Origin of the sequence: Azospirillum sp. TSH58, assembly GCF_003119115.1 — a bacterium.
Classification (GTDB): Bacteria; Pseudomonadota; Alphaproteobacteria; order Azospirillales; family Azospirillaceae; genus Azospirillum.
In genome coordinates, this window is the sequence record NZ_CP022369.1 from 514,816 (window position 1) to 540,829 (window position 26,014).

General features: G+C 69.3%; 24 protein-coding genes. 3 read left to right on the forward strand and 21 right to left on the reverse strand.

Translation table 11 applies throughout. The annotated features are described in order from the left end of the window. Window positions 1–38: 38 nt before the first annotated feature. The 7 genes from TSH58p_RS32610 to TSH58p_RS32645 form a co-directional block, all read right to left on the reverse strand. Entirely contained in the window at window positions 39–1,472 is a 1,434-nt protein-coding gene (locus TSH58p_RS32610; RefSeq protein WP_109067842.1) for a di-heme oxidoredictase family protein, read from the reverse strand. 3 nt (window positions 1,473–1,475) lie between these two features. Further along, on the reverse strand, window positions 1,476–2,036 hold the full coding sequence (locus TSH58p_RS32615; protein ID WP_158282544.1) for a hypothetical protein: 561 nt from the start codon (window positions 2,034–2,036) through the stop codon (window positions 1,476–1,478). Window positions 2,037–2,059: 23 nt separating this feature from the next. Continuing rightward, a complete protein-coding gene (locus tag TSH58p_RS32620) occupies window positions 2,060–2,728 on the reverse strand; it encodes an ABC transporter substrate-binding protein (protein ID WP_158282545.1) in 669 nt (222 codons plus the stop codon). 407 nt (window positions 2,729–3,135) lie between these two features. Further along, entirely contained in the window at window positions 3,136–4,350 is a 1,215-nt protein-coding gene (locus TSH58p_RS32630; RefSeq protein ID WP_109067845.1) for an ABC transporter substrate-binding protein, read from the reverse strand. 41 nt (window positions 4,351–4,391) lie between these two features. Beyond that, entirely contained in the window at window positions 4,392–5,171 is a 780-nt protein-coding gene (locus TSH58p_RS32635; protein WP_109067846.1) for a 3-hydroxybutyrate dehydrogenase, read from the reverse strand. 46 nt (window positions 5,172–5,217) lie between these two features. Then, window positions 5,218–6,156 (reverse strand): 3-keto-5-aminohexanoate cleavage protein, encoded by a 939-nt coding sequence (locus TSH58p_RS32640; RefSeq protein WP_109067847.1) that lies wholly within the window; start codon window positions 6,154–6,156, stop codon window positions 5,218–5,220. Between the two features lie 58 nt (window positions 6,157–6,214). Next, complete coding sequence (locus tag TSH58p_RS32645) at window positions 6,215–7,126, reverse strand: 3-hydroxyacyl-CoA dehydrogenase family protein (RefSeq protein WP_109067848.1); 912 nt, start codon at window positions 7,124–7,126, stop codon at window positions 6,215–6,217. Between the two features lie 275 nt (window positions 7,127–7,401). On the opposite strand from TSH58p_RS32645, the gene TSH58p_RS32650 reads away from it, so the two are divergent. Then, window positions 7,402–8,829 carry a sigma-54-dependent Fis family transcriptional regulator gene (locus TSH58p_RS32650; protein ID WP_109067849.1) on the forward strand — a complete coding sequence of 476 codons (1,428 nt, stop codon included), beginning with the start codon at window positions 7,402–7,404 and terminating at the stop codon, window positions 8,827–8,829. A gap of 27 nt (window positions 8,830–8,856) precedes the next feature. Here the strand turns inward: TSH58p_RS32650 and TSH58p_RS32655 are convergent, their stop codons facing one another. The 7 genes from TSH58p_RS32655 to TSH58p_RS32680 form a co-directional block, all read right to left on the reverse strand. After that, a complete protein-coding gene (locus tag TSH58p_RS32655) occupies window positions 8,857–12,000 on the reverse strand; it encodes an efflux RND transporter permease subunit (RefSeq protein ID WP_109067850.1) in 3,144 nt (1,047 codons plus the stop codon). A 6-nt stretch (window positions 12,001–12,006) separates the two neighbouring features. Continuing rightward, on the reverse strand, window positions 12,007–13,149 hold the full coding sequence (locus TSH58p_RS32660; RefSeq protein WP_109067851.1) for an efflux RND transporter periplasmic adaptor subunit: 1,143 nt from the start codon (window positions 13,147–13,149) through the stop codon (window positions 12,007–12,009). Between the two features lie 188 nt (window positions 13,150–13,337). Further along, on the reverse strand, window positions 13,338–13,871 hold the full coding sequence (gene infC / locus TSH58p_RS32665) for a translation initiation factor IF-3 (protein WP_035673684.1): 534 nt from the start codon (window positions 13,869–13,871) through the stop codon (window positions 13,338–13,340). A 92-nt stretch (window positions 13,872–13,963) separates the two neighbouring features. Beyond that, window positions 13,964–14,167, reverse strand: a complete 204-nt coding sequence (rpsU, locus tag TSH58p_RS32670) for a 30S ribosomal protein S21 (RefSeq protein ID WP_035673681.1) — start codon at window positions 14,165–14,167, stop codon at window positions 13,964–13,966. A 61-nt stretch (window positions 14,168–14,228) separates the two neighbouring features. Next, window positions 14,229–14,381 carry a hypothetical protein gene (locus TSH58p_RS33495; RefSeq protein ID WP_158282546.1) on the reverse strand — a complete coding sequence of 51 codons (153 nt, stop codon included), beginning with the start codon at window positions 14,379–14,381 and terminating at the stop codon, window positions 14,229–14,231. Window positions 14,382–14,453: 72 nt separating this feature from the next. Further along, on the reverse strand, window positions 14,454–14,663 hold the full coding sequence (locus TSH58p_RS32675; protein ID WP_109067852.1) for a cold-shock protein: 210 nt from the start codon (window positions 14,661–14,663) through the stop codon (window positions 14,454–14,456). 253 nt (window positions 14,664–14,916) lie between these two features. Next, on the reverse strand, window positions 14,917–16,650 hold the full coding sequence (locus tag TSH58p_RS32680; RefSeq protein ID WP_109067853.1) for a sensor histidine kinase: 1,734 nt from the start codon (window positions 16,648–16,650) through the stop codon (window positions 14,917–14,919). Between the two features lie 288 nt (window positions 16,651–16,938). Between TSH58p_RS32680 and TSH58p_RS32685 the strand changes: the two genes are divergently transcribed. Together TSH58p_RS32685 and TSH58p_RS32690 are read left to right on the forward strand one after the other, a co-directional pair. Next, window positions 16,939–17,325: a response regulator gene (locus TSH58p_RS32685; protein WP_109067854.1), complete on the forward strand. Its 387-nt coding sequence runs from the start codon at window positions 16,939–16,941 to the stop codon at window positions 17,323–17,325. A gap of 52 nt (window positions 17,326–17,377) precedes the next feature. Beyond that, window positions 17,378–18,487, forward strand: a complete 1,110-nt coding sequence (locus tag TSH58p_RS32690) for a metal-dependent hydrolase (RefSeq protein WP_109067855.1) — start codon at window positions 17,378–17,380, stop codon at window positions 18,485–18,487. 15 nt (window positions 18,488–18,502) lie between these two features. Here the strand turns inward: TSH58p_RS32690 and TSH58p_RS32695 are convergent, their stop codons facing one another. From TSH58p_RS32695 to TSH58p_RS32725, 7 genes are all read right to left on the reverse strand, one after another. After that, window positions 18,503–19,213, reverse strand: a complete 711-nt coding sequence (locus TSH58p_RS32695; RefSeq protein WP_109067856.1) for an ABC transporter ATP-binding protein — start codon at window positions 19,211–19,213, stop codon at window positions 18,503–18,505. Continuing rightward, entirely contained in the window at window positions 19,200–19,958 is a 759-nt protein-coding gene (locus tag TSH58p_RS32700; protein ID WP_109067857.1) for an ABC transporter ATP-binding protein, read from the reverse strand. Before TSH58p_RS32700 ends, TSH58p_RS32695 begins: the two co-directional genes overlap by 14 nt. Beyond that, a complete protein-coding gene (locus tag TSH58p_RS32705; RefSeq protein ID WP_371732470.1) occupies window positions 19,955–20,953 on the reverse strand; it encodes a branched-chain amino acid ABC transporter permease in 999 nt (332 codons plus the stop codon). The genes TSH58p_RS32700 and TSH58p_RS32705 overlap by 4 nt, the downstream gene beginning before the upstream one ends. A 23-nt stretch (window positions 20,954–20,976) precedes the next feature. Continuing rightward, window positions 20,977–21,846 carry a branched-chain amino acid ABC transporter permease gene (locus TSH58p_RS32710; RefSeq protein ID WP_109067963.1) on the reverse strand — a complete coding sequence of 290 codons (870 nt, stop codon included), beginning with the start codon at window positions 21,844–21,846 and terminating at the stop codon, window positions 20,977–20,979. 58 nt (window positions 21,847–21,904) lie between these two features. Then, complete coding sequence (locus TSH58p_RS32715; RefSeq protein ID WP_109067858.1) at window positions 21,905–23,089, reverse strand: ABC transporter substrate-binding protein; 1,185 nt, start codon at window positions 23,087–23,089, stop codon at window positions 21,905–21,907. A gap of 279 nt (window positions 23,090–23,368) precedes the next feature. After that, the gene (locus TSH58p_RS32720) at window positions 23,369–24,733 is read right to left on the reverse strand and encodes an MFS transporter (RefSeq protein WP_109067859.1); all 1,365 of its coding nucleotides are present in this window, start codon (window positions 24,731–24,733) and stop codon (window positions 23,369–23,371) included. 107 nt (window positions 24,734–24,840) lie between these two features. Further along, window positions 24,841–25,788, reverse strand: a complete 948-nt coding sequence (locus TSH58p_RS32725; RefSeq protein WP_109067860.1) for a Gfo/Idh/MocA family oxidoreductase — start codon at window positions 25,786–25,788, stop codon at window positions 24,841–24,843. Between the last annotated feature and the right edge of the window lie 226 nt (window positions 25,789–26,014).

Here is a 26,014-nt window from a genome sequence, read left to right on the forward strand (position 1 = left end):
GGACTCCTAGGGAATGGGCGTCAGCGGAAGGGTGTCGGTCACAGGGAAGCGAGGAAGGCCAGCAGCGCCGCGCGGTCGGCGGTGGGCAGGGCGCGCACGGCGTCGGCGCTGCCCTGGGCCTCGCCGCCATGCCACAGCACTGCCTCCAGCGGGCTGCGGGCGCGGCCGTCGTGCAGATAGGCGGGGTGGTCGGCGATCAGCGGGACGAGGCCCAGCCCCCACAGCGGCGCGGTGCGCCACTGCCGCCCGCCGGCGCGGTGATCGGGCCGTCCGTCGGCCAGCCCGTCACCCAGGTCGTGCAGCAGCAGGTCGCTGTAGGGATGGATCGTCCCGCTGCCCAATCCAGGCAGGCGCGGATGCTCCGCCGTTTCCAGGCTGGGGGCGTGGCAGCGGGCGCAGCCGGCCTCCGCGAAGACGGCCTCGCCGCGGCGCACCGCCGGATCGTCCGCGCCGCGCCGGGGCGGCGGCTGGAGCGCCAGCGTGTAGAGATGGATGGTGTCGAGCATCGCCTCGGACAGTTCCGGCTGCGGCCCCTCCCCCTCGGCGGCATAAGCGGCGCAGGCGGCCTGCGCCTCCGGACAGTTGGGCTCCGGATAGAGGCGGCTGGTGATGCCGAGATCGCCGACGAAGGCCCCGGCGATCTGCTGGCGCACGGTCGGCTGGTTGGCCTTCAGCCCGAAACGGCCGAGCGCCTCCGCCCCGGCCTCGCGGTCCCAGACGCGGTTGGGCTGGCCGGCGACCACCCCCTCGCGCGCCTGCGCCTCGGCCAGCGCCACGATGGCGCGCTCCGGCACCGCCTCCAGCAGGCCCAGCCCGAAGACCGGCGGCCCCATGCGCGGCGAGGTCATCACGCCGTCGCCCAGCGGCCCTAAGGCCGGATCGGTGATGCGGATCTCGGGAGCGCGCAGCGGCACCGCGGTGCCGTCGGCCAGACGCTCCACCCGCTCGTGCCATGTGAAGAAGACACGCGCCTCCGCCGGGACGCCGGGCACCGACTGGTCGTTGATCTGGTCGCCGTAGGCGGGGTGCGGCTTCGGCCCGCCATGCGCGTCCTCGCCCGGCACCGACAGGCGGACCAGCATGGCGCGCAGCGCGTCGTCGGGTCCCTGTGGCGGTTCTCCCCGCCCGTTCTTGATGTGGCAGGCGGCGCAGGACAGCCGGTTGTAGGTCGGCCCCAGCCCGTGGAACCCGCCCTCCCCCGCGAAGCCGTTCTGCACCAGCGCCCGCCCGCCGGCCTGGGCGCGGCCGACGCCGGTCCCGGCCTCCGGGTCCGGGCCGCCCGGCGTCCAGACATGGTTGAACAGGATGCGCCCGATGGTGAGCTGGACCCGCTGCGCCTCGTCGGTCGGCGGCAGGGTCTGGTCGAAGGCGGCGCGCGTCGGGTTGGATGGCGCGGCGGCCTGAACGACGGTCCCGGCCGTTGCGGACAGGGCGACCGAGAGGCCGAGCAGCGCGTGAAGGGACCGGCGCACGGGTCAGGGCTCCTTGGCGGCGGCCAGAACGGCGCGGGCGGTATCGGCGGCGGTGGCGCGGGCCTTGCCGATGCGCTCCGCCCATTCCCGGTCGAGCGCTTCCGTGACGGTCAGGGCGGCGGCCTCGTCCTCGGTCAGCGGGACCGCGGTGGCGAGGGCCAGCGCCTCCTCCGCTTTCGCGGCGAGGGCGGGATCGCCCGTCCGGGCGGCGGCCCGCCGCGCCTCGTCCAGCAGGGCCAGCAGGTCGCGCAACTCGTCCTGGCGGCGGGTGATCAGCGCGTCGAACAGGGCGGCGACCGCCGGCTCGCGGCGGCTGGCCCGCTCCGTCTCGTAGGCGAAGGCGCCCGCCGCGGCGAAGGGGTTGCCGGTTCCCGCCGGGGCGTCCCGATAGACCGCCGGGCGGACCGGGTGGCGGCGGATGTCCGGGTGGAACAGGATCCGCTGCCCCTCCTCCGACAGGGCGAAGGCGACGAAGGCGGCGGCGGCCGTCGGGTGCGGGGCGGCGGCGGTCACGCCGATGTGGGCGGGCAGCCAGGCGGTGCGCTCCGGATAGAGGATCTCCACCGGCTTGCCGTCGGACTGGGCGTTCAGCGCCTGGAAGTCGATGGTCGGCCCACCCCCGGCCCGCGGTCGGCCAGCTCCGCATTGGCGGCGATGCGTTGCAGCAGCGTCCAGCCCGCCGTCCAGCCCTCGGCCTGGAGGATGATGTCCACCAGCACCGGGGCGAAGCCGACCCGCGAGGGCACCGGGAAGGCGACGTGTCCGGCCAGCGCCGGGTCGGCGAGGTCGGCCCAGCGCCGCGGCGTCGGCAGCCCACGCTCCGCCAGATAGGCCGGGTTGACGACGACTCCGTAGCCGGCGACCTCGAACGCCTCGAACCGGCCCGAGGGGTCTGAGAGGGTCTGGGCCCCGATGCGGCCCGGCAGCGCCTCGCGATCGAGTTCCGGTGAACCGATCGCCAGCGGGCGGAGCCGCCCCTCGTCGCGCAGCACCGGAAAATTGCGCAGCGCCGGGGTCCAGTAGACGTCCACACCCCCCTGGTCGGCGCTGCGCAGGATCGGCATCGCCTCCCGCCCGGTCTTCCAGAGGACGCGCAGGTCGGTGCCGGGATTCGCCCGCTCGAACGCCGCCTCGAACCGCGCGACCAACTCGTCGGGGTAGCTGGTCAGAACGAGCAGGCTCGGTTCCAGGGGCTCCGCGTGCAGCGCACCCGGAAGGATGCCCATCGCCAGCACAACCAACGCACGCAGTCTCATCGCGGGCTCCGTCACAGGGGACCGATCAGGCGTATCCATTCGCTATGTTTGTTTGGATACAGCGCATACCGGCGTCTGTCAACGGCCGCTATATACGTTTGGTATATAACCGTGAGAAAAATATGGAAATGGGAAAGGCGCGCACTGTCCGGGCGCCCTTACCTCAGGCCGTGATTTAACTCAGAGCTATCGCATTTGGCCTCAATAACCCTCTCCCCTCTGGGGAGAGGGTGGCCCGGAGGGCCGGTGAGGGGGTTGCGCGTGGCGATACGTCCGGCGAAAGCGCAACCCCCTCACCCTAACCCTCTCCCCGCTTTCGGCGGACCAAAGGTCCGCCTGTCGCGTCAGCGCAAACTGTGTTTGCGCGTGAGCGGAGGGGAGAGGGGACTTCAAATGCAATCAACCCGTCACTTCACGAGGGGGCAGCCGCTGTCCTTCGGGTTGATGTAGGCCTGCTCGCCGGGGATGGTCTTGAGGATCTTGAAGTAGTCCCAGGCCGCCTTCGACTCGCCCGGCGTCTTGATCTGCGCCAGATACATGTCGTTGAAGATCCGGCCGTTGTCGGCGATCCGCGCGTCCTTCATCATCATGTCGGTGATGGGCGTGGCGCGCATCTTGGCCGCGACCTTGTCGGCGTCGTCGGTGCCGGCCTCCTGCACGGCCTTCAGGTAATGCTTGACCGCCGAGTAGACGCCCGCCTGGTTCATCGACGGCTTGCGCCCGGTCCGCTCCTCGAACTTCTTCGACCAGGCGCGGGTCTCGTCGCTCATGTCCCAGTAGAAGGAGTTCGCCAGCATCAGCCCCTGCGCGGTGTCGAGCCCAAGCGCGTGGATGTCGTTGACGTTCAGCAGCAGGCCCGCCAGCGTCTGGCCGCCCTGGGGAATGCCGAACTCGGCGGCCTGCTTGACCGCGTTGATGGTGTCGCCGCCGGCGTTGGCGAAGGCGACGACCTCCGCGCCCGAGGCCTGGGCCTGCAGCAGGAAGGACGAGAAGTCCGAGCTTGCCAGGGGATGGCGGACGCTGCCCTTGATCGTGCCGCCAAGCTGCTTGACGGTGTTGGCGGCCTCCGTTTCCAGCGAATGGCCGAAGGCGTAGTCGGCGGTGATGAAGAACCAGCTCTTCCGGCCCTGCTCGACCAGCGCGCGGGCGGTGGAGGACGCCACCGCGTGGTTGTCCCAGGTCCACAGGAAGCCGTAGGGGCTGCAATCCTTGCCCGTCAGATCGGTGGAGCCCGGGCCGGACATCAGGAAGATGCGCTTCTTGTCCTTGGTGATGCCCTGCACGGCCAGCGCGGCGGCCGAGTTCGGCACGTCGGCGACGACGTCGACCTTCTCCACGTCGATCCACTGGCGGGCGAGGTTGGCCGCGATGTCCGCCTTGTTCTGGTGGTCGCCGACGATGATCTCGATCTTGGTGCCGTTGATGGCGTTGCCGAACTCCTCGGCGGCCAGCCGTGCCGCCACCGCCGATCCCTCGCCGTTGATGTCGGCGTAGATGCCGGACCGGTCGGACAGCATGCCGATCTTGATGACGTTGTCCGACATCTGGGCCTGGGCCGTGCCGGACGCCAGGGCGGCGAAGGCGACTCCGGCGAGAAGGCCGGCGATACGGGTGCTGCGCATGGTTCACTCCCTAGGGTGTTGTTTTCTTGGTGGTTGGAGACTCAATGGGTCGTGTAGCCGCCGTCCACGGGGATCGCGGCGCCGGTGATCGACGCGGCGGCGTCGGAGCACAGGAAGGCGATGGTGGCGGCGACCTCCTCCGGCGGGATCAGCCGGCCGGTCGGCATGCGGTCGAGGAACACGGCCTGGAGGACCCGTTCCTCCGGCAGGCCGGTGACCTGGGCCTGCTGGGCGATCTGCTTCTCGATGATCGGGGTCAGCACCGTGCCGGGGCACACCGCGTTGCAGGTGATGCCGTGCTCCGCCACCTCGATCGCCACCGACTTCGTCAGGCCGATGATGCCGTGCTTGGTCGCGACATAGGCGGGCTTGTGCGGGGCGCCGACCATGCCGAGGACCGACGCCGTGTTGACGATGCGCCCCCAGCGGCGTTCGCGCATCGCCGGAAGGGCCGCCTTGATGGTGTGGAAGGCGGCGCTGAGGTTGACCGCGAGCAGCAGGTCCCACTTGTCGTCGGGGAACTCGTGCACCGCCGCCACATGCTGCACCCCGGCGTTGTTCACCAGGATGTCGATGGGGCCGAGCGCCGCCGCGGCCTCCGCCATCATGGCGCGGGCCTCCTCCGGCCGGCTGAGGTCGGCCCCCGAATAGACGATCTGTGTGCCGCTCTGTGCCGCGATGTCCGCGCACAGCCGGTCGATCTCCGCGCGGTCGCCGAAGCCGTTGAGCATCACATGGCAGCCCTGGCGGGCGAGTTCGCGGGCGGTCGCCAGCCCGATGCCGGTGGTGGAGCCGGTGACGACAGCGTTCCTGTTTCGCATCTCTGTCCTTCTTTCGGGCGTCATGGAGAGTGAGGCGTCCTGCCGGTCAAAAGGCCACCTGATCGGCGCCTTTGAGGGCGAGCATGGCGCGCGCCTCGGCGGGGGTGGCGACCTCCAGCGACAGCTCTTCGAGAATGCGGCGGATCTTCGCCACCTGCTCCGCGCTGTTCCGGGCCAGCCGGCCCTTGCTGAGATACAGGCTGTCCTCCAGCCCGACCCGGACGTTGCCGCCCATGACCGCGGCCATGGTGGTGAAGGGGATCTGGTGGCGCCCGGCGGCGAGCACCGACCATTCGTAATCCGTCCCGAACAGCCGGTCAGCTGTCTCGCGCATGAAGACGAGGTTGCGCTGCTCCGCGCCGATGCCGCCGAGGATGCCGAAGATCGTCTGGACGAAGAAGGGCGGCTTCACCAGCCCCCGATCGACGAAATGCGCGAGGTTGTAGAGGTGCCCGACGTCGTAGCACTCGAATTCGAAGCGCGTTCCGCAGCCCTCGCCCAGATGCTCCAGGATATAGGCGATGTCGCGGAAGGTGTTGCGGAAGATGAAGTCGTCGGTGCCGCGCAGATAGGGCTCCTCCCAGTCATGCTTCCAGCCCTGGTAACGGTCGGCCAGCGGGAAGATGCCGAAATTCATCGAGCCCATGTTGAGCGAGCACATTTCCGGCCGGGCCTGGAGCGGGGCGGCAAGGCGCTCCTGCACCGTCATGTTGAGTGAGCCGCCGGTGGTGATGTTGAGCACCGCGTCGGTGGACTGCTTGAGACGCGGCAGGAACTCCATGAACACCGCCGGGTCCGGCGTCGGCTGCCCGGTGCGGGGGTCGCGGGCGTGCAGATGCAGGATCGCGGCGCCGGCCTCGGCGGCGCCGACCCCCTGCTCGACGATCTCATCCGGGGTCACCGGCAGCGCGTCCGACATGGTCGGGGTGTGGATCGACCCCGTCAACGCGCAGCTGATGATGACCTTCTTCTGTGGTGCGGCCATGGAACGTTCCCTGTGTGGGTTCAATTCGAAAGGAAAGGGGGCGGTGGACGGCGCGCGATCATCCGCGCTCGATGTCGTCCAACCGCTGGAGGTGGGCCGCCAGACGGGCGTGGACGTCGGTCCGCTGCGCCTCCGTCCAGGTGCGGAAGCCGGCGCCGGACGTCATGCCCAGCCGTCCGGACGCGACGAGGTCGCGCAGCAGGGGCAAGGGTTCCGGCGTCCGGTCGAGGTCGGGCAGGACATGCTCGTGCACCGCCAGGGTCAGCTCGGTGCCGACGAGGTCGGCGTTCTCCAGCGGCCCCAGGACGGCGAGGCGCCGGCCGAAGCTGGCCTTGACCACGGCGTCCACCGTCTCGGCGTCGCACACGCCGTTCTGGACGAGCGCGATGGCCTCGCGCCAGAGCGCGTGCTGCAAACGGTTGCCGATGAAGCCGGGAACGTCCTTGCGGACATGCACCGGTGTCTTGCCGATGGCGGCCAGAAGCCCGATCATCGCGGCGACCGCCGCGTCGTCGGTGTCGGCGGTCTGGATGACCTCGACGAGCGGAATCTGGTACGGCGGGTTCCACCAGTGGGTGCCGAGCGCACGGCTCTTGTCGCGGAGCGGCTCCATGATCCGGGTGATCGGGATCACCGACGTGTTGCTCGCCAGAAGCGCGTGGGGCGGCGCGGCGGCTTCGACCGCCAGGAAGATCCGCTGCTTGAGGGCCAGATCCTCCGGGACCGCTTCGATGACGACGTCCGCGTCGCCGACGGCGTCCTCCAGGGAGGCGCAGGGCCGAATCCGCTCCGCGGCGGCGGCGTCCATTCCCAGATTTTCAAGGTTGCCGCGGACCCGCCCGACGATGGCGGCCCGGCGGCCGGGATCGGGCTCCTGGATGGCGACGGGATGCCCGGCGACGGCGAACGCTTGCGCGATCCCATGCCCCATCAGCCCGGCGCCGACGATTCCAATACGCTGTTGCGTCATGCCTTCGTTGCTTCCCCCCTGCCTGACGGCGCCGCGATGGCCGTTCGGCCGATTGTTCGCTGCACCCATATTTTCTTGGTGCAATCAAAGCAAGGGGCGTGCCAATGATGGGAAGCGTTGCCATGGGCGGGGTTGGGCCAACCCAGCGGGCGGATTGCCTGGGGATTTGTCCTCTCGTCCGCCGGCGCCCTCGCCATCAGGGCTTTCGCCGTGTGCTGAATTCTGACAAACAGTGTTCAGATTATTGACAGAAACGACGCGGCGGGAGGCGGGCGATGGCGGCGGGACGGGACGAACACTTCGCGGCGGCGCGCGCCCTGATGGTGATGATCGACGAGATGATCGATGGCGCCATTCTCGTCGACAAGGACGCGCGCATCGTCTGGTCCAATGATAAGCACGTCTGGTTCGATGACAAGCGCAAGGCGCTGCTGGGCATCCGCTCCCTGGCCGAGGTGGTGGGGCAGCCCATCGAACGGGTCATCCCGCACAGCCAGATGCGCGACGTGGTGGAGACCGGCCGCTCCTTCCCGCTCGACATCATGCGCTATGGCGAGCACACGCTGCTGGTGAGCCGCCTGCCCCTGCGCGACGAACAGGGCGAGATCATCGGCGCCCTCGCCTTCGCCCTGAAGAACAGCCTGACCTACCTCCGCCCCATCGCCGAGCGCTTCAACAAGCTGCAATCGCGGCTCGCGCGCATGGAACAGGAACTCGCCGCCAGCCGGGCGCCGAAATACTCGGTCGAGAATCTGGTCGGCTTCAGCCCGGCGATGCTCCAGGTGAAGCGGCTGGTGCGCAAGGCGGGCCAGATCAACTCGGCGGTGCTGGTGCTGGGGGAGACGGGGACCGGAAAGGAGCTGGTGGCGCAGGCGATCCACGCGGCCTCGGACCGGGCCGACCGCCCCTTCGTCGGCGTCAACGTCGCGGCGGTTCCCGAGAATCTGCTGGAGGCGGAGTTCTTCGGCGTGGCGCCGGGCGCCTACACCGGCGCCGGCCGCCAGCCGCGGCCCGGAAAATTCCAGCTCGCCCACGGCGGCACGCTGTTCCTCGACGAGATCGGCGACATGCCGCTGCCGCTCCAGGCCAAGCTGCTGCGCGTGCTTCAGGAGCGCGAGGTCGAGCCGCTCGGCTCCAATCAGGTCATCAAGGTCGATGTCCGCATCATCGCCGCGACCAGCCGGCCGCTGCCGGAGATGATGCGGAACGGCACGTTCCGCTCGGACCTCTACTACCGGCTGAACGTCTTTCCGATCCAGCTTCCGGCGCTGCGCGACCACAAGGAGGACCTGGAGATCCTCGCCTCGCTGTTTTCGGAACGGATGGCGGTGAGCCTCGATCAGCCGATGCGCGACCTCACCCCCGCGGCGCTCGACGCGCTGCGCGGGCATGACTGGCCGGGCAACGTCCGCGAGCTGGGCAACGTCATCGAGCAGGTCTATGTGCGCACCGACGGGGAGCGCATCCTGGCCGAAGACTTCGCCGACATCCTTCCCGGAGCCGCCGTCCGGCCCCCCGCCCCGCCGGCCCGCAAGCGTCCGCTCGCCGACAGCATGGACGAGCTGGAGCGCTCGCTCATCCTCGCCGCGCTGGAGGACGCGCAGGGCAACAAGCTCGAAGCCGCGCGAAGCCTCGGCCTGTCGCGCACCAACCTCTATGCGAAACTGCGCAAGCACGGCATCACCGCGGACTCCGACGCCTAGGCGCCGCACGCCCCCCCTTTGGCGGGCTCACTCCGCCGGAGAGGTCTTCGCCGGGACGTCCGCCGGATCGCGGTGCGGGACGAGCCGTTCGGTCAGCCGCTGGAAGGCGACGAACAGCACCGGCACGAAGATGATGCCGACCAGCGTCGCCGCGGTCATGCCGCTGAAGACCGTCGTGCCGATGGACCGCCGGCTCGCCGCTCCGGCGCCGGTGGCGACCAGCAGCGGCACCGCCCCCAGGATGAAGGCCAGCGCCGTCATCAGCACCGCGCGGAAGCGCTGGCGGGCGCCCATCACCGCGGAGTCGATGATGGGGTGACCGGCGGCGCGCTGCTCCCGCGCGAACTCCACGATCAGGATGGCGTTCTTGGCGGCGAGGCCGACCAGCAGGACGAGGCCGATCTGCGCGTAGACGTCGTTGGCGATTCCGGCGACGCTCAGGCCGATGCCGGCCCCCAGCACCGCGATGGCCACGGACAGCAGCACGGCCAGCGGGATCAGCCAGTTCTCGTACTGCGCGACCAGGAACAGATAGCCGAACAGCACCGCCAGCCCGAAGATGATGATCGTCTGGTTGCCGATGCGGCTCTCCTGATAGGACAGGCCGGTCCATTCCGTGGCGTAGCCCGCCGGCAGGGTGCGGTCCGCCACCTCCTGCATCGCCGCCAGCGCCTGGCCGGAGCTGCCGCCGGGGGCGGCGTTCCCGTTGACCGAGGCGGAGAGGAACTGGTCGTAACGGACCAGGCTGTCGGGAGCCAGCGTGTTGCGGATGCTCACGATGCTGCGCAGCGGCACCATGTCCCCCGACGAACTCCGCACATAGAGCTGGTCGATGGCCGCGACCTCGTCCCGGTATTCCGCGGCATCCTGCACCTGCACCTGGAAGACCCGGCCATAGAGGTTGAAATCGTTGACATAGCGCGACCCGAGATGGGACTGCAGCGTGGTGAAGACGTCGCCCGGCGAGACGCCGAGCAGCGCCGCCTTGGTGCGGTCGAGGTCGACGAACAGGTGCGGCACGTCGGGGCTGAAGGTGCTGAAGACCGCCGACAGCCGCGCGTCCTGGTTGGCGGCGACCAGCAGGCCGCGCAGCACCGCGCCGAGCTGCTGCGCGGATTGCCCGCCCAGCGCCTGCACCTGCAACTGGAACCCGCCGGTGCTGCCGAGGCCGGGGATGGAGGGCGGGTTGAAGGCGGCGATGGTCGCCTGCGGCACCGCCGCGAGCTGCGGCCGCAGCCGGCCCAGCAGCGCGTCCACCGTCTCGTCGGCCCCGCGCTCCCCCCAGGGCTTCAGCACGACGATCTGCAGGCCGACGTTGGAGCCCGCACCGCTGAGGATGCTGTAGCCGGCGATGGAGATCACGTGGGCGACCCCTGGCGTCGCGCGCAGACGCTCGTTCACGTCGTTCATCACCGTCTCCGTCCGGCTGAGCGACGCGGCACTCGGCAATTGCACATTGACGAAGAAGTATCCCTGGTCCTCCGACGGCAGGAAGGCGGTGGGCAGGCCGCGCAGCAGCAGGAAGGCCCCGGCGGTCAGAAGGGCGAAGACGGCGATCCCGATCACCAGCTTGCGCGACAGCCAGCCGACGAGACCGCCGTAGCGGTCGCGCACCCCGTCCAGCCCCCGGTTGAAGGCGGCCAGCGGGCGCCAGGGCGGGGTCGGCGGGCGCAGCAGCAGGCCGCACAGCGCCGGGGTCAGCGTCAGCGACACCATGCCGGAAATCAGGAAGGCGGTGGTGATGGTGACCGCGAACTGCCGGTAGAGCTGGCCGGTGATGCCGGGCAGGAAGGCCACCGGCACGAACACCGCGGCCAGCACCAGGGTGGAGGCGACGATGGCGCCGGTCACCTGCTCCATGGCAATGCGGCTGGCCGAGGGGGCGGGCTGGTCGGGATGCTCCTCCATCACGCGCCGGACGTTCTCGACCACCACGATGGCGTCGTCGACGACCAGCCCGATCGCCAGCACCAGCGCGAACAGCGTGATGGTGTTGGCGCTGTAGCCCAGCGCGAGCAGCACGGCGAAGACGCCGATGATCGACACCGGGATCGCCAGCGTGGGGATCATCGTCGCCCGCCAGTCCTGGAGGAAGACGTAGATGACCACCACGACCAGCAGGAAGGTGATGCCGAGAGTCAGCACGATCTCCTCGATCGTCGCGCTGACGAAGCTGGTGGTGTCGAAGACGACGGCGTAGTCCAGCCCCTCCGGGAAGCGGCCGGACAGCCGTTCCAGCTCGGCCCGCACCGCCTTGGCGACGTCCAGCGCGTTGGCGTCCGGCGACTGGTAGACGACCAGCGTCGCCGCCGGGTCGCCGTCCAATCTGGCGGTGGAGCTGTAGCTCTGCGCGCCCAGCTCCACCCGCCCGATGTCGCCCAGCCGCACCACGCCCCCGTTCGCGTTGGTGCGCACGATGATCCCGGCGAACTGCTTGGGGTCGTCCAGCCGGCCGCGGGCCAGAATGGTCAATTGCTGCTGCTGGCCGTCCGGGACCGGCGGGGCGCCGATCTGCCCCGCCGAGGCCTGGAGATTCTGGTTCTGGATCGCCGCGACCACGTCCGCAGCGGTGATGCCCAGCGCCGTCATGCGGTTGGGGTCCATCCAGACGCGCATGGCGTAGGTCAGCGCACCCATCACCTGGGCGTCGCCGACGCCGGGCACCCGCGCGATGGCGTCGCGCAGGTTGATGCTGGCGTAGTTGGAGATGAAGATCGGGTCGAACTGGCCGCCGGGCGAGAAGACGTTGACGGCCATCAGCATGTTGGACGACTGCTTGCGCACCGTGACGCCCTGGCGCGACACCTCCGTCGGCAGGGTCGGCGTGGCGAGCGACAGGCGGTTCTGCACGTTGATCTGGGCCAGATCCGGGTCGGTGCCCTGCGCGAAGGTGACCGACAGCGTGTAGGCGCCGGTGTCGGTGCTGGTCGAGGACATGTAGAGCATGCCCTCCACGCCGTTCACCTGCGCCTCGATCGGGGCGGCGACGCTGTCGGCGACGACCTGGGCGTTGGCGCCGGGATAGGTGGCGGAGACCTGCACCGAGGGCGGCGTGATCGGCGGGAACTGCGCCACCGGGATGGCGAGGATGGCCAGCGCGCCCGCGATGGTCACGACCAGTGCGATGACGATGGCGAGGTTCGGGCGCCGGATGAACAGGCCGGAGAACATGGGCGCTTATCCTCGCGGCTGTTCGGCGGTCTGGGGGGCCCGCTCGGGCTGCACGGCCATGCCGGGGCGCACCTTCTGGGCGCCGCCGACGATGATGGTCTCGCCGGCCTGGACGCCCTTGGGCACGGCGATCACCTGATCGAGCTGCGGTCCGGGCTCGATCGGGCGGCGCTGCGCCCGGTTCTCCTGGTCGAGCACCAGGACGTAGCTGCCCTGCTGGTCCTGCTGGATGGCGGACACCGGCACCACCGGCTGCCGCTCGGTCTGCGCCGGACGGATCAGGACGGTCACATACTGGCCCGGCAGCAGGAGCGCCTTGGGATTCGCGAAATCGGCGTAGACGGGGATGGTCCCGGTCTGCGGGTCGATGCGGTTGCTGGCGAAGGCGACCTTGCCCTTCTGCCCGTATTCGGAACCGTCGGCCAGCCGCAGGGCCGGGACGAAGCGGTTCACCGCATCGGAGGAGGCGAGATCGGGGGCGGCGCGCTGGACATCCAGGATGTCGCGGTCGCTGACCGAGAAGACGACCCGGATGGGATCGAGCTGGACGACCGTGGCGAGCGGACCGCTGGACGGGTTGACGAGGTCGCCCACGGTCATCGCGGTGGCGCCGATGCGCCCGTCGATGGGCGAGGCGATGCGCGTGTAGCCGAGGTTCAGCTCCGCCTGCCGCAGCTTGGCCTGCGTCTGCATGATGTCGGCCTCCGCGGTCTCCTGCCCCGCCTGGGCCTGATCGACGTCGGCCTGGGAGATGTTGCCGCGGGTGCGCAGTTCCTGCGCGCGCTGGAAGGCGCGCTGGGCCTCGCGCAGGGTCGCCTGGGCGCGGGAGAGGTCGGCCTTGGCGCTGTCCACGGCGGCCTGGTAGGGGGCCTGCTCGATGACGTAGAGCAGGGTGTCCTTGGTGACGTTCTGCCCTTCCTGGAAGGCCACCTGCTCGATGAAGCCCTCGACGCGGGCGCGGGCTTCGAAATCCTGGATCGCCTGGACGCGGCCGATGAACTCGCTGGTCGGGGTGACCTCCCGGTCGCGCACCACCTCGGTCGTGACCGTGGGGGGTGGCGCGTTGCCGGGCTGCTGGGCCAGCACCCCGCCCGGAACGAGCAGGGCGAAAAGGCACGAGACGGCGAGGCCGTGGCGAAGGCGCAGCATCGAGGGGGCTCCCGTTCAACCGTGCCTTCTAAACAGGGCCGCGTCGATTGGGTTCAGCGATGCTGATGAAAAGTGGCTGCGATAAGGAGGGACTTCGGCAAACGGTCGCCCAAAACGCATGGGGACCGCCCCAGGAAGGGCGGTCCCCATGCCGTCAAACGTGTTTACCGGTCTGCCGTGTTTACCGGTCAGCGCGGGGCGATGACCATGACCATCATGCGCCCTTCCATCCGGGGCATCTGCTCAACCTTGGCGATGTCCTCGAACTGGTCGCGCACCCGGATGAGCACGTTCATGCCCAAATCCTGGTGCGCCATCTCACGGCCACGGAACCGCATGGTCATCTTGACCTTGTCGCCCTCTTCGAGGAAGCGCCGCGCGGCCCGCATCTTCACGTCGTAATCGTGGTCATCGATGTTCGGCCGGAGCTTCAGCTCCTTGATCTCGATGATCTTCTGCTTCTTGCGCGCCTCGTTGGCCTTCTTCTGCTCCTCGAACCGGAACCGGCCGTAGTCGAGGATCTTGCAGACTGGAGGCTCCGCCTGGGGGGCAACCTCGACAAGGTCGAGTTCGGCCTCCACCGCAGCGTCAAAGGCGTCGCGCAGCGAAACCACGCCGATCATCTCACCGTTGGCACCGACGAGGCGCACCGTGCGTGCCGTGATTTCCCGATTGATGCGCGGGCCTTCGCGGACCGGGTCCGCATCGTAGAGTTTAGCTATGTCCTGTCTCCAACGGTCTGTCCGGCGAGGAACCGGAATGGGTGCTGACGGCCCTGACGCCGTCCCTCAAATTAAGGCATCGGTGGCCACGGTCAATAGCCCTCGCGCAGCAAGCGCTTGCGCAGCAGCTTGCGCCGCCGCCGGACCGATTCCGCCGCCTGCCGTGCCCGGCGCTCCGAGGGCTTTTCGTAACGCCGATGCAGCTTCATCTCACGAAAAAGCCCTTCGCGCTGCATTTTTCTTTTCAGGACGCGCAGAGCGCCCCCCACATCGTTGTCGCGGACCTGAACGAGCATAGGGTGGCTGTCCTCGCGGTTGTTTCTGTGGGAAGGCTTTTTTTCGATACGGATGAGGCGGTTAGCCCAAAGTGTCGAGAACGATCTGGCGGATCTCGCGCGGGGTCAGGCGGGGCCACCCCGGCGCCCACGCCGGTTCGGCCACGGGATTGGGCCGCTGATGCTGGGGCTGGGCGGCCTGGGCCGCCCCGGTCGAAGGAAGTTTGATGGTCATGCGAATCCTCTTGCCGACGGGCGACGCCCGCCGGCCATTGTTCTTCTGTACTGGAATCGGGGGCCGCGGCGCTCAGAGAGCGCGCAGATCCTCGGCCGACACCTTGCCCCGCTGCGGGTCGCGGACGGCCTCGAACGACAGCTTCTGCCCTTCGTTGAGTTGGCCGATGCCGGAGCGGTCGACGGCGGAAATATGGACGAAGACGTCCGCCGAACCGTCATCCGGCTGGATGAAGCCGTAGCCCTTGGTGGAGTTGAACCATTTCACGGTGCCGTTCGCCATGGGTCTGTTCCCTTGCTGATGGTGCCCCGCCCGACATCGGGAAGGGATCAAATTCACTTCGGGAAAAGAGACCCAAACCGGTTGGCCGTGGCTGAGGACAGCAGGCCCCGAAACAATCTTGATGGGTTCCAGATGGGAGGGGCCATCGGCTTTTACAAGCGATTATTGAGCGGTCGATTGCCGACCGGCGTCGCCCGCCTCTTCGGAACGGAATTGAATACGGACGCAATTCCGGGAGCGCATCGCGCGTGGGTCACGCGTGGACGGCGACGGGACGGTTCGCGTCGGCGGTGAACGGCACGCTGACGGTGGCGGCGCAGCCGGACTGCGAGTCGAAGGTTATGGTGCCGCCGACCTGCCGGACCAGCGCGTCGACCAGCGTCGTGCCGGTTCCCCCCTTGGGCGGCATGTCCGCGCAGCCGATGCCGTCGTCGGCCACAGTCATCGTCAGACGGTCGCCCGCCTGCCGCAGCCGGACCGTCACCGTCCCGCTTCTCCCCTCCGGAAAGGCGTGCTTCAGCGCGTTGACGACGAGTTCGTTGGCGATCAGGCCGAGCGGCGTGGCGAGTTCGATGGAGCAGGCCACGTCATCCGTGTCGGCGTGGATGGCGATCGCCTCGTTCGGGCGAAGCTCCTGAAGCGCGTCGCAGAGCTGGCGCAGGTGCGTCCCGAAATCGACGTTCATCAGGTCCCCGGAGGAGTAGAGCTGCTCGTGCAGGCGCCCCATCGAGGTCACGCGCCCGGCCAGCGCCTCGATGCGGCCCCGCGACAGGTCCCCCTTGGGCAGGCGGCGCATCTCCACCATCATCAACCCGTAGATCACCTGAAGGTTGTTCTTCACACGGTGGTGGACCTCGCGAAGCAGGACCGTCTTTTCGGCGACGGTGCCGCGGAGCCGCCGGTCCGCCTCCTGCAGGTCGTTCACGTAGGCGTGCAGCGCCCCGGACAGCGTGGCGGCTTCCGTGTAGCGGCCGGCCAGCGGCAGGACGGGCATCGTGCCGTCGGTGCCCGCGGCCTCGACGGCCCTGGACATGGCGCGCAGGGGCGCCGACAGCCACGTCGCCAGGACATGGCCGACGAGGACCGCCAGGAGGCTGGCGCCGATTCCCCACGCGATCACCCGGTTCCGCAACTCGGCGACCGGAGCCATCGCCTGATCGACCGGCTGGCGGAGGACGACGCTCCAGCCCAGGCCGGGATAATCCCGGTAGCCTTTCGTCGGCACCACGCTCGTCAGGAAGCGGCGTCCGTCCGGCCAGGATTCGACCCACGCGCGGCGCCCCTGCGCCGAGGCGAAGGCCAGCGGCGTGCCCACCAGGGGTTTGGGTCCGAGAATCACCCTCCCGTCGGCGGAGAGGATCATCGCCTCGACCGCGGCGTCCTCGGAAATCTGGCCGAGCACGGAGCGTTCGACCTCCGACGCCCAGTCCCAGCTGAGATGGGCGGCGACGACGCCGGTCAGCGTTCCGTGTTCGTCGCGAACCGGAGCCGCAAGGTCGACGAAACGCGGAACCTCCAACCGGTCGGCGTAGAGAATCTTGCCCAGAACCACCGCGTCGTGCACGTCGCCGACATAGGGGCGGTCGTACCCCTGCTTCCACCAATCGCGCGCGCTGACGTCCATGCCCTCATAGACGCGGCCCGTCGCCGCTTCGAGGAGGCCGGTCGGCCGGATGAAGCCGATCCAGGCATAGTCCGGATAGCTGTCCTGAAGCTTCTGGAGGACGGCGCGCCGCGAATCGCGGGACGTGTCGGTCGCGCGGATCGTTTCCAGACTCGTCACGACGAGAAGATCGCGGTAGCGCTCGAACATGCCACGGTCGAGCTTGTCGGCCACCTGCCCGGCGTACAGGTGCAGCTGTTCCCCGATCACGCGCTGGAGCCGCTCTCCGGCTTCGACCTGCAGAATCGCGGCGGTGCCGGCCGTGAAGGCCAGCCCGACACCCCCCAGGCACGCGATCAGCATCGCCCTCAGACCGATCTTCAAGGTTGCGGATCTTCCCTCTGTTCAGGGTTTCGGTTCGGAGCACCGCGTCAAGGCTCGGCCGTGCCGCTTCGGATCAGGCCGGATCAGGCCGGATCAGGAAAGATGCGCACATCCTCCCGGCACGAACAAGGGATAGAGGCTCCCCGAAATGGCCAACGAAACGGCCGCCACCCGTTCAGCAACCCGTTCGGCTTTGTTTTTCCTGGCGTTGCCGGCTACAATCATACCTGGAGCTGGGGCGCGTCGCTCCACACCCAGGACTGTGTTATTTCTGTACGGTGAGCCGCGATGACCGAACCCCGCCATATCCTGCTGGTCGACGATGAGGCGATCGCGATCATGGCGCTGGAGCATGGCCTGATGGACGAGGGGTTCCGGGTCACCACGGCCTTCAATGGCCAGGAGGCCCTGAGGATCTGGAAGGACGAGTCCTTCGACGCCCTGGTCACCGATCTCAGGATGCCGGTGATGGCGGGCGACGAGCTGATCCGCAACCTGCGGAGGGAGGAGCCCGGCCTGCCCGTGGTGGTGGTCAGCGGCTACGCCACCGGCGAGGTTTCCGAGACGCTGAAGGTGAGTTTTCCGGAGCCCATCGCGATCATGCCCAAGCCGGTGCGTGTCGAAGAGATCTCGGGCGCGTTGAAGCGGATGCTGGCGGTCGCCCCCGGCGCCTGACGCCAGCGCATCACCCAGCGCATCACCCAGCGCATCACAACGACCGGGCATCATGGACACCGTCACCCAAATGCTTCTCGGGGCTACGGTCGCGCAGGCCGGCTTCCGCCGCCGGCTGGGCCGCCGCGCCCTCGCTGTCGGTGCCGGTATCGCGCTGATCCCCGACCTGGACGTCGCCGCCGGCTGGATCGGCGGTCCCTTCGCCAACTGGGTCCATCACCGCGGCCTGACCCATTCGATCCTGTTCGGCCCGTTCGCCGGGCTGCTGCTCGGCTGGCTGGTCTGGCGCTGGCAGCGCCGGCGCCACGGCCCGGACAGCCCGTCGGGCGACGGCGAGGCGAGGCGCGCCTGGATCTGGCTGGCCATCCTGGCGCTGATGACCCACCCGGTGATCGACGTCTTCACGTCCTACGGCACGCAGTGGCTGTATCCGCTCACCAACACGCGCTTCGCGATCAACGCGATGCCGATCATCGACCCGATCTACAGCCTGATCCTGCTGTCCGCGGTGGTGGCCGGCGTCGCCCTCCGCAGGCGGGCGGCCCTGGCGCAGGACATCGCGGGTGCGGCGCTGATCCTGGTGTCGGCCTACACGCTCGGCGGCTGGGCGATCAACGACCGCGTCGAGGCGATCGCCAGGGCGCAGGTCGGCGGCACGGCCCCGGCAACCGCTGCCCAGGTGACCGCCGCCCAGGTGACCGCCGAGGTGACGGCCTACCCGACCCTGTTCCAGCCGCTGCTGCGGCGGGTGGTGGCGGAAACGCCGGACGCGGTGCTGGTCGGCTTCCACTCCGTGCTGAGCGACGGGAAGATCCATTGGGAGCGCTTCGAGCGGGGCCGCTCGCCGGCCATCGAGGCGGTCGCCGCGACGCCGGAGGCCGAGGTCTTCCGCTGGTTCTCGATGGACAGCCTCATCTGGCGCGAGCAGCCGCTGGAGTCCGGGCGCACGCTGGTGCAGGCCCTCGACCATCGCTACGGCATGCCGGGCGTCTCGTCGCTGGGCTTCTGGGGCATCCGGGCCGTCGTCGACCCGGCGGGGAGGCTGGTGGGGCCGGTGGAGTCCTTCCAGACTCCCCGTGACGCGTCCCAGGCAGCTTGGCAGGACCTGTGGGTCCGCATCGTCGGCACGGGCCCGGCGGACCGGACCGTCAGCGCCGACTGACGCTGACGGCGGTCCTCACGCCGCGAGCGCGACGCCGAGGTGCCGCTCCATGAGGGCGTGGTCGTCCCGCAGATCGGCGGCGGCCCCCTCATGCGCCACCCGCCCGCGTTCGAGGATCACCACCCCCTGCGCGAAGTCCAGGGCGCGGTCCACCTGTTGCTCCACCAGGATCAGCGTGATGGTCAGCTGCGCCAGCGCCTGCATCAGCTGGTCGCAGATCACCGGAGCCAGGCCCTCCAGCGGCTCGTCGAGCAGCAGTACGGTCGGCCGGCCGAGCAGGGCGCGGGCGACGGACAGCATCTGCTGCTCGCCGCCGGAGAGCGCGCCCCCGCCGTTGCCCCGCCGCTCCTTCAGGCGGGGAAACAGCGCGTAGGCCTCCTCCAGGGCGGAGCGCGGCCGGCCCTTCAGACCGGTGACCAGATTCTCCTCCACCGTCAGTGAGCGGAAGATGTCGCGCGTCTGCGGCACATAGCCCAGACCGGCCGCCGCCCGTGCCGAGGAATCGAGGCCGGTCAGCTCGACGCCGTCCAGCCGGATGCTGCCGGCGTGCCGCGTCGTCTGCCCGACCAGGGTGGCCAGCGTCGTGGTCTTGCCCATGCCGTTGCGGCCCAGCAGGGCCAGCCGCCCGCCGGCCGGCACGGTGAAGGACAGGCCTTCGACGATGCGGGTGTCGCCGTAGCCGGCGGTCAGGCCGGCGATCTCCAGCGTTCCTTCAGTGCGGCGCATTGGCCCGGCTCCCCAGATAGACCTCGCGGACGCGCGGATCGGTGGCGATCTCCTTCGCCGTGCCGCTGCACAGCAGGCGTCCCTGCGCCAGAACGACGATGCGCTTGGCGAAGCGGAAGACCAGATCCATGTCGTGCTCGATCATCAGCACGGCCAGATCGGCCGGCAGGCGGTCCAGCGCGTCGAGGATGCGGTGGCTTTCCGAATGCGGCACGCCGGCCGCCGGCTCGTCGAGGATCAGGAGCTTGGGCTTCAGGGCAAGCGCCAGCGCGATCTCCAGAAGACGCTGCTGCCCGTAGGCCAGCGCCCCGACGGCGGTGTCCGCCACCGGGACCAGACCCATGCCGTCGAGCAGGCCCGCCACCTCATCGGCCAGCCCCGGCGTGCGCCGGACCGAGGCGAAGACGCGGAAGGTCTTCCGCTCGCGCTCCAGAACGGCCAGCTCCAGATGCTCGCGCACCGTCATCGAGCGGAACAGCCGGGCCACCTGGAAGGAGCGGATCAGCCCGAGGCGCACCCGCGCCTGGGCCGACAGACGGGTGACGTCCTGCCCGGCCAGCCGGATGGTGCCGGAACTCGGCGCCAGCACGCCGGTCACCAGATTGACGAAGGTCGTCTTGCCCGCCCCGTTCGGCCCGATCAGGGCGCAGCGCTCGCCGGGATGGAGCGCCAGGGTGATGTCGGCCGACACCTGCAAGCCGTCGAAGTTCTTGCTCAGCCCCTTGACGTCGAGAAGCGCGGTCATGTCCGGTTCCCCTTGATGAAGCGGTCGGCGAGCGAGGCGATCCCCCCCGGCAGGAACAGCACCGTGCCCATCAGGAACAGGCCGATGAACAGCATCCAGTGGAAGGGGTCGATCGCGGCCATGACGTGATGGATGGTCATGAAGGCCACCGTGCCGATGACGGCGCCGACGAGCCGCCCGGCGCCGCCGAGCACCAGCATGACCAGCGCCTCCGCCGACCAGGAGAAGCTGACGCTGTCCAGCCCGACGATGCCGCTGGTCACCGCGGTCAGCGCCCCGGCCACCCCGGCGAACACCCCGGCGACGGCGTAGAGCGTGACCAGATAGCGGCGCGGCGAACCGCCCAGGGCGGCGACGCGCAGCGGGTCCTCCTTCACGCCCCGGCAGGCCAGCCCGAAGGGCGAGCGGACGATGCGCCGCGCCACCAGGAAGCCGACCAGAAGCACCGCCAGCGCGAACAGGTAGGAGGTGCGCCCGAACATGTCGAAGCGGAACAGGCCGAACAGCGGGCTGGGCTCGATGCCCGACAGGCCGTCGCTGCCCCCGGTGAGGTCGCGCGCCTTGTTGACCACCTCCTGGACGATCTGCACCACGGCGATGGTCAGCATCAGCAGCGTCAGGCCGCGCGCGTGCAGGATCAGCGCGCCGGTGACCAGGGCGACCAGACCGCCGGCCAGTCCGCCGACGGCCAGCAGGACGAGCGGGTCGTTCACCAGATGCACCGCGGCGATGCCGGCGGCGTAGGCCCCGCTGCCGAACATCGCCGCCTGCCCCAGCGTGGCGATGCCGCCGAAGCCGAGCACGAGGTCGAGCGACAGGACGTAGAGCGCCGTCGCGGCGATGCGCGTCATCAGGCCGAGGTCGTTGGGGAACAGCCAGAAGGCCGCCAGACCGGCGGCGGCGAGCAGCGGCACCACGGCACCGCCGAGCGCCCGGCGGAGCCGGGGCGCGCGGGCGGCGGCCTGCGGGGTCTGCCCGGTGGCCACCGCGCCCATGTGACCCATGTGACGTCCGCCCATCAGGCCGCCCTCCCCTGGAAGAAGCCGTGCGGCCAGCGGAACAGGATCAGGATCAGCGCGGCGTAGAAGAAGAACTCGCCGAAGCTGGGAATCAGGTACTTGCCCGCGGTGTCGACGATGCCGAGCGCCAGGGCGGCGGCGGCCAAGCCGAGGATGTTGCCCGCCCCGCCGACGGCGACCACCGCCAGGAACAGGACGATGTAGCGGATGGCGTAATAGGGCTCCAGCGGCAGCAGCTCCGCCCCCAGCACGCCGCCCAGCGCCGCCAGCCCGGTGCCCAGCGCGAAGGTCGCGGTGTAGAGGCGCTCCGTCCGGATGCCCAGCGCGGCGGCCATGTTCGGGTCGTCCACGGCGGCGCGCAGCTTGATGCCGAAATCGGTGCGCTCCAGCAGCCACCACAGGCCCAGCACGGTCGCCGCCCCCATGGCGATGACGAAGGCGCGGTGCACCGGGATCGACTTCGGCCCGATCGCCACGGTGCCGAGCAGCGCGTCGGGCAGCGGGATGCGCTTCAGCGTGGGGCCGAACAGGTAGTTGATCCCGGCGACGATGACGAAGGTCAGGCCGATGGTCAGCAGCACCTGGGCCAGCTCGTTGGCGGAGCCGTAGATGCGCCGGTACAGCAGCTTTTCCAGAGGCAGCGTGGCGAGCACGGTGAACAGGATCGCCGCCACCAGACCCACGGCGTAGGGCAGGCCCAGCCCCTGCGCGGCGTAGGAGGCGACGTAGCCGGCGACCATGGCGAAGGCGCCGTGCGCGAGGTTGACCACGCGCATCAGGCCGAGCGTGACCGACAGGCCGACGGAGATGATGAACAGGATCATCCCGTAGGTGACCCCGTCCACCACGATGCCGAAAAGCGTTTCCATCAGGAACTCCAGCGCGGACAAGCCCCCGTCCCATCGCGGGACAGGGGCCGTCATGGTCCTACTTGCCGGCCTTGAAGCCGTAATCGGGCTGGTCGGGGAATCCGGCGACCTCGGTGTTCTGCAGCCGGCCGTCCTTGCGCTCGGTCACGCGCAGATAGATGGTCTGGGTGACGTGCCGGGACTCGGGGTCGATCCGCACCGGGCCACGCGGGCTTTCCCAGGCCATGCCCTTGACCGCCTCCACCGCCTTCGCCCCGTCGCTCTTGCCGCCCGTCGCCTCGACCATGCGGTAGATCACGTGCGCGCCGTCATAGGCGCCGACCGAGGTGAAGGTGACGATGTCGGACGCGCCGAACAGCTCCCTGTGCTTGGCGAGGAACCGGCGGTTCAGGTCGGAATCGTGGGCCTGGCTGTAGTTGAAGGTCGTGGTGATGCCGACCGCCGCGTCGCCGAGCACCGGCAGGTCCGGCTCCTGCGTGATGTCGCCGGGGCCGAAGAATTTGATCCCCGCCGCCTTCAGGCCGGTGTCGCTGAAGGCCCGGGCGAAGCCCAGCGTCGTCGGGCCGGCGGGCAGGAAGGCGTAGATGGCCTCCGCCCCGGAGTCCTTGATGCGCTGCATGAAGGGGGCGAAGTCGGTGGACTTCAGCGGCATGCGGATGCTGTCGACCACCTTGCCGCCGGACTTCTCGAAGGTCTGCTTGAAGGCGGTTTCGCCGTCGATGCCGGGGCCGTAGTCGCTGACCGCCGTGGCCACCTTGCGGATGCCCTGCTTGGCCACATGCTCGGCCAGCGGCACGGTGTTCTGCCACAGGGTGAAGGAGGTGCGGACGTAGCGCGGCGACTTCTCGGTGATGGCCGATGTCGCGGCGTTGAAGATCACGCAGGGGATGTTCGCCTCGTCGATCAGCGGGGCGACGGCCAGCGCGTCCGGCGTGAAGAAGAATCCAGCGAGGTAGCCGACCTTCTCCTTGACCACCAGCTCCTGGGCCAGGGCCTTGCTCTGCGCCGGGTTGGCCTGGTCGAGGTCCTTGTAGACGAACTCCACCGTGTTGCCGGCGACCGTCTTGCCGTGTTGGGCCTGATAGACCTCGATGGCCTGCTTGAAGGTCTGGCCGACCGTGGCGAAGGGGCCGGAGAACGGCGCGATCACCCCGACCTTGATCGTGTCGGCCCAGGCCGAACCGGCGTTTAAGGCGCACAGGAAAGCCGTGCCCAGCAGGGCCTTGCGAAATGTTCCGGACATGTTTCCTCCTCGTTTTGAAAGCCCCCGTGCTTTTTTGTCGTTGATTGGGGGGCGTTGCTTGGGGGCGTCTTGGCGTTCGCCGGGGCCGGACCCGCTGGCCGCCGATACCGTCACCTCGGCATGATTATCAGTGATCGCAGCGCTGCGCTCATTCGTTGGGCGAAGGCCCCATTCGTTTTTTGAATAACGTCCGGGGCGCTTTTGCAGTGCGGCATGTTCACGCGAAACGGCGGCTGCCGGTGCCGGGCGGCAAAGCCTGTGGACCGGCTATAGTAAAACTCAATGCCCCAGGGCTTCGACGGTCCGCCCCGTGCCGCTCGACCGGTCCTCGGGATGGACGAACTGCTTGACCAGCAGGGCCAGGGCGGCGACCAGCCCGGGAACGGCGACGATCGCGAAGATGCTGGTGAAGTCCAGTTGCTGGCGCGCCAGCTCGGCCACCAGGAACGAGCCGCCGATCCCGCCGAAGCGGCCCAGCCCCAGCATCCAGGCCACGCCGGTGGCCCGCCCGTGGGTCGGGTAGAAGCTGGCCGCCAGCGCCGGCAGCGAGGTCTGGGCGGTGTTCATGATGGTGCCCGCCGCGAAGACCGTGACCACCAGCAGCCCGACATTCCCGGCGACCTGCCCGATGGCGTAGACGGCGCCGTAGGTCAGCACGAAGCCGAAGGCGATGATCCGGTTGGCGTTGAAGCGGTCCATCAGCCAGCCCGACAGGATGGCCCCGACGCCGCCCAGCGGGAACAGCGCGGCGATCAGCGCGGCGTCGCGCGGCGGCAGCCCGGCGTCCTTGAACAGGATCGGCATCCAGTTGATCAGCGCGTAGAAGATGACCAGCCCCATGAAATAGGCGACCCACAGCATCACCGAGCCGACCAGATAACCGCGCGACAGCACGACCGCGATGCCGTTCCGCGCCTTGGTGGCCGGGGCCTTCTCGGTCATCACGAAGCTGGCCGCCCCGGCCGCCGTCTCGGAGATGCGGCGCAGCACGGCGCGGATGCGCTCCACCGGGTGGTTGTGGGCGACCATGTAGCGGACCGATTCCGGCAGCAGGACCAGCAGCACCGCCGCCAGGACCAGCGGCGCGATCCCGCCCAGCACCAGCACGCTGCGCCAGCCCCACAGCGGGATCATCCAGGCGGCGAGGAAGCCGCCGAAGGCCGCGCCGAGCGGGAAGCCGCAGAACATGGCGTTGGTGACCATGGCCCGCCGCCCCTCGGGGCAGTATTCGCTCATCAGCGTGACGGCGTTGGGCATCGCCGCCCCCAGCCCGAGGCCGGTGACGAAGCGCAGCATGACGAGCTGGTCCAGGTTGCCCGAGAAGGCGGAGGCCAGACAGGCGGTGCCGATGACCAGCACCGAGCCGATCAGGATCGCCTTGCGGCCGAAGCGGTCGGCCAGAGGCCCGGCGGACAGGGCGCCGAAGGCCAGCCCGAACAGCGCCGCGCTCAGCACCGGCGCCAGCGCCGGCCGCGCGATGCCCCATTCCGTCGTCAGCGACGGGGCGATGTAGCCGATGGCGGCCGTGTCGAAGCCGTCCAGAAGGACGATGAAGAAGCACAGCGCGAACACCAGCCACTGGTATCGCGAAAAGGGGTGTTCGTTGAGAAAGGCCTGGACGTCGACGCTGCGCGCGGTTGGCATGGGTTTCCTCCTCGGGGCGGGTCTTCGCAGGACGTTTTTCTTGGTCTTGCGTCCCGCGTTCTTGCTGTTTGGGGCTGGGGCCGGGGGGCCGGCGACGCGTTCCCCGATCAGGCGTTCAGCGATTTTTCCAGACGGTCGAGCGTCCGCATGGCCGGCAGGCACTGCGCCACGCTGGCGTTGGGCTCGCGCTTGTCGCGGATGGCGGCGAAGAACTCGCGGTCGATCAGCTCGATGCCGTTGTTCGACACGGTGAGGCCGCTGAGGTCGATCTTGTTGTCCTTGCCGTCGTACAGATCGTCGTAGCGGGCGATGTAGGTCCCATTATCGCAGATGTAGCGGAAGAAGGTGCCCAGCGGGCCGTCGTTGTTGAAGGACAGCGACAGGGTGCAGATCGCCCCGGACGGCACCTTCAGGCCGATGCTCATGTCCATGGCGATGCCGAGCTGCGGGTGCGTCGGCCCCTGCAGGGCGTGCACCTGGCTGGCCACCTCGCCGGTCTGGTACTGGAACAGGTCCACCGTGTGGCAGGCGTGGTGCCACAGCAGATGGTCGGTCCAGGTGCGCGGCTTGCCCAGCGCGTTCATGTTGGAGCGGCGGAAGAAGTAGGTCTGCACGTCCATCTGCTGGATCGTCAGCTCGCCGGCCTGGACCCGGTTGCGGATCCACTGGTGGCTGGGGTTGAAGCGCCGCGTGTGCCCGGCCATGGCGACCAGACCGGTGGCCCGCTGCACCGCGACCAGCCGCTCCGCGTCGGCCAGACTGTCGGCCATGGGAATTTCCACCAGCACATGCTTGCCGGCCTCCAGGCACTGGATCGCCTGCGCGGCGTGCACCGGCGTCGGGGTGGCCAGGATGACCGCCTCCACGTCGGGCCGCTCCAGGCTCTCGGCCAGATCCTTGGTCCAATGCGGGATGCCACGCGCCTTGGCGAAGCCCTCGATGTCGTCCGGCTCGCCGCCGACCACCGACACCACCTCGATGCCGTCGATGGCGGCGACCGCCTCCAGATGCTTCACGCCGAAGGCGCCCGCGGCCCCCGCCACACAAATCCTCATCGCGTCCTCTCCCGAAGTCCCTTGCTCGGGCTGGCGAGCCTCCCGCAACGGCGGGTCCGGCCCCTCGCCCCTTAATCCCTCATGATCGAATGGGTATCATCCCGCCCGCCGCCGAGGAAATTCGTTCATCGAAGAGCCCATTTGTTTTTTGAATAGCGAAGAGGTGAAACGGGCTGTCGGCACCCTCGCCGGGACCGACCCGACCCGGCCGTTCCATTGCGCTGCA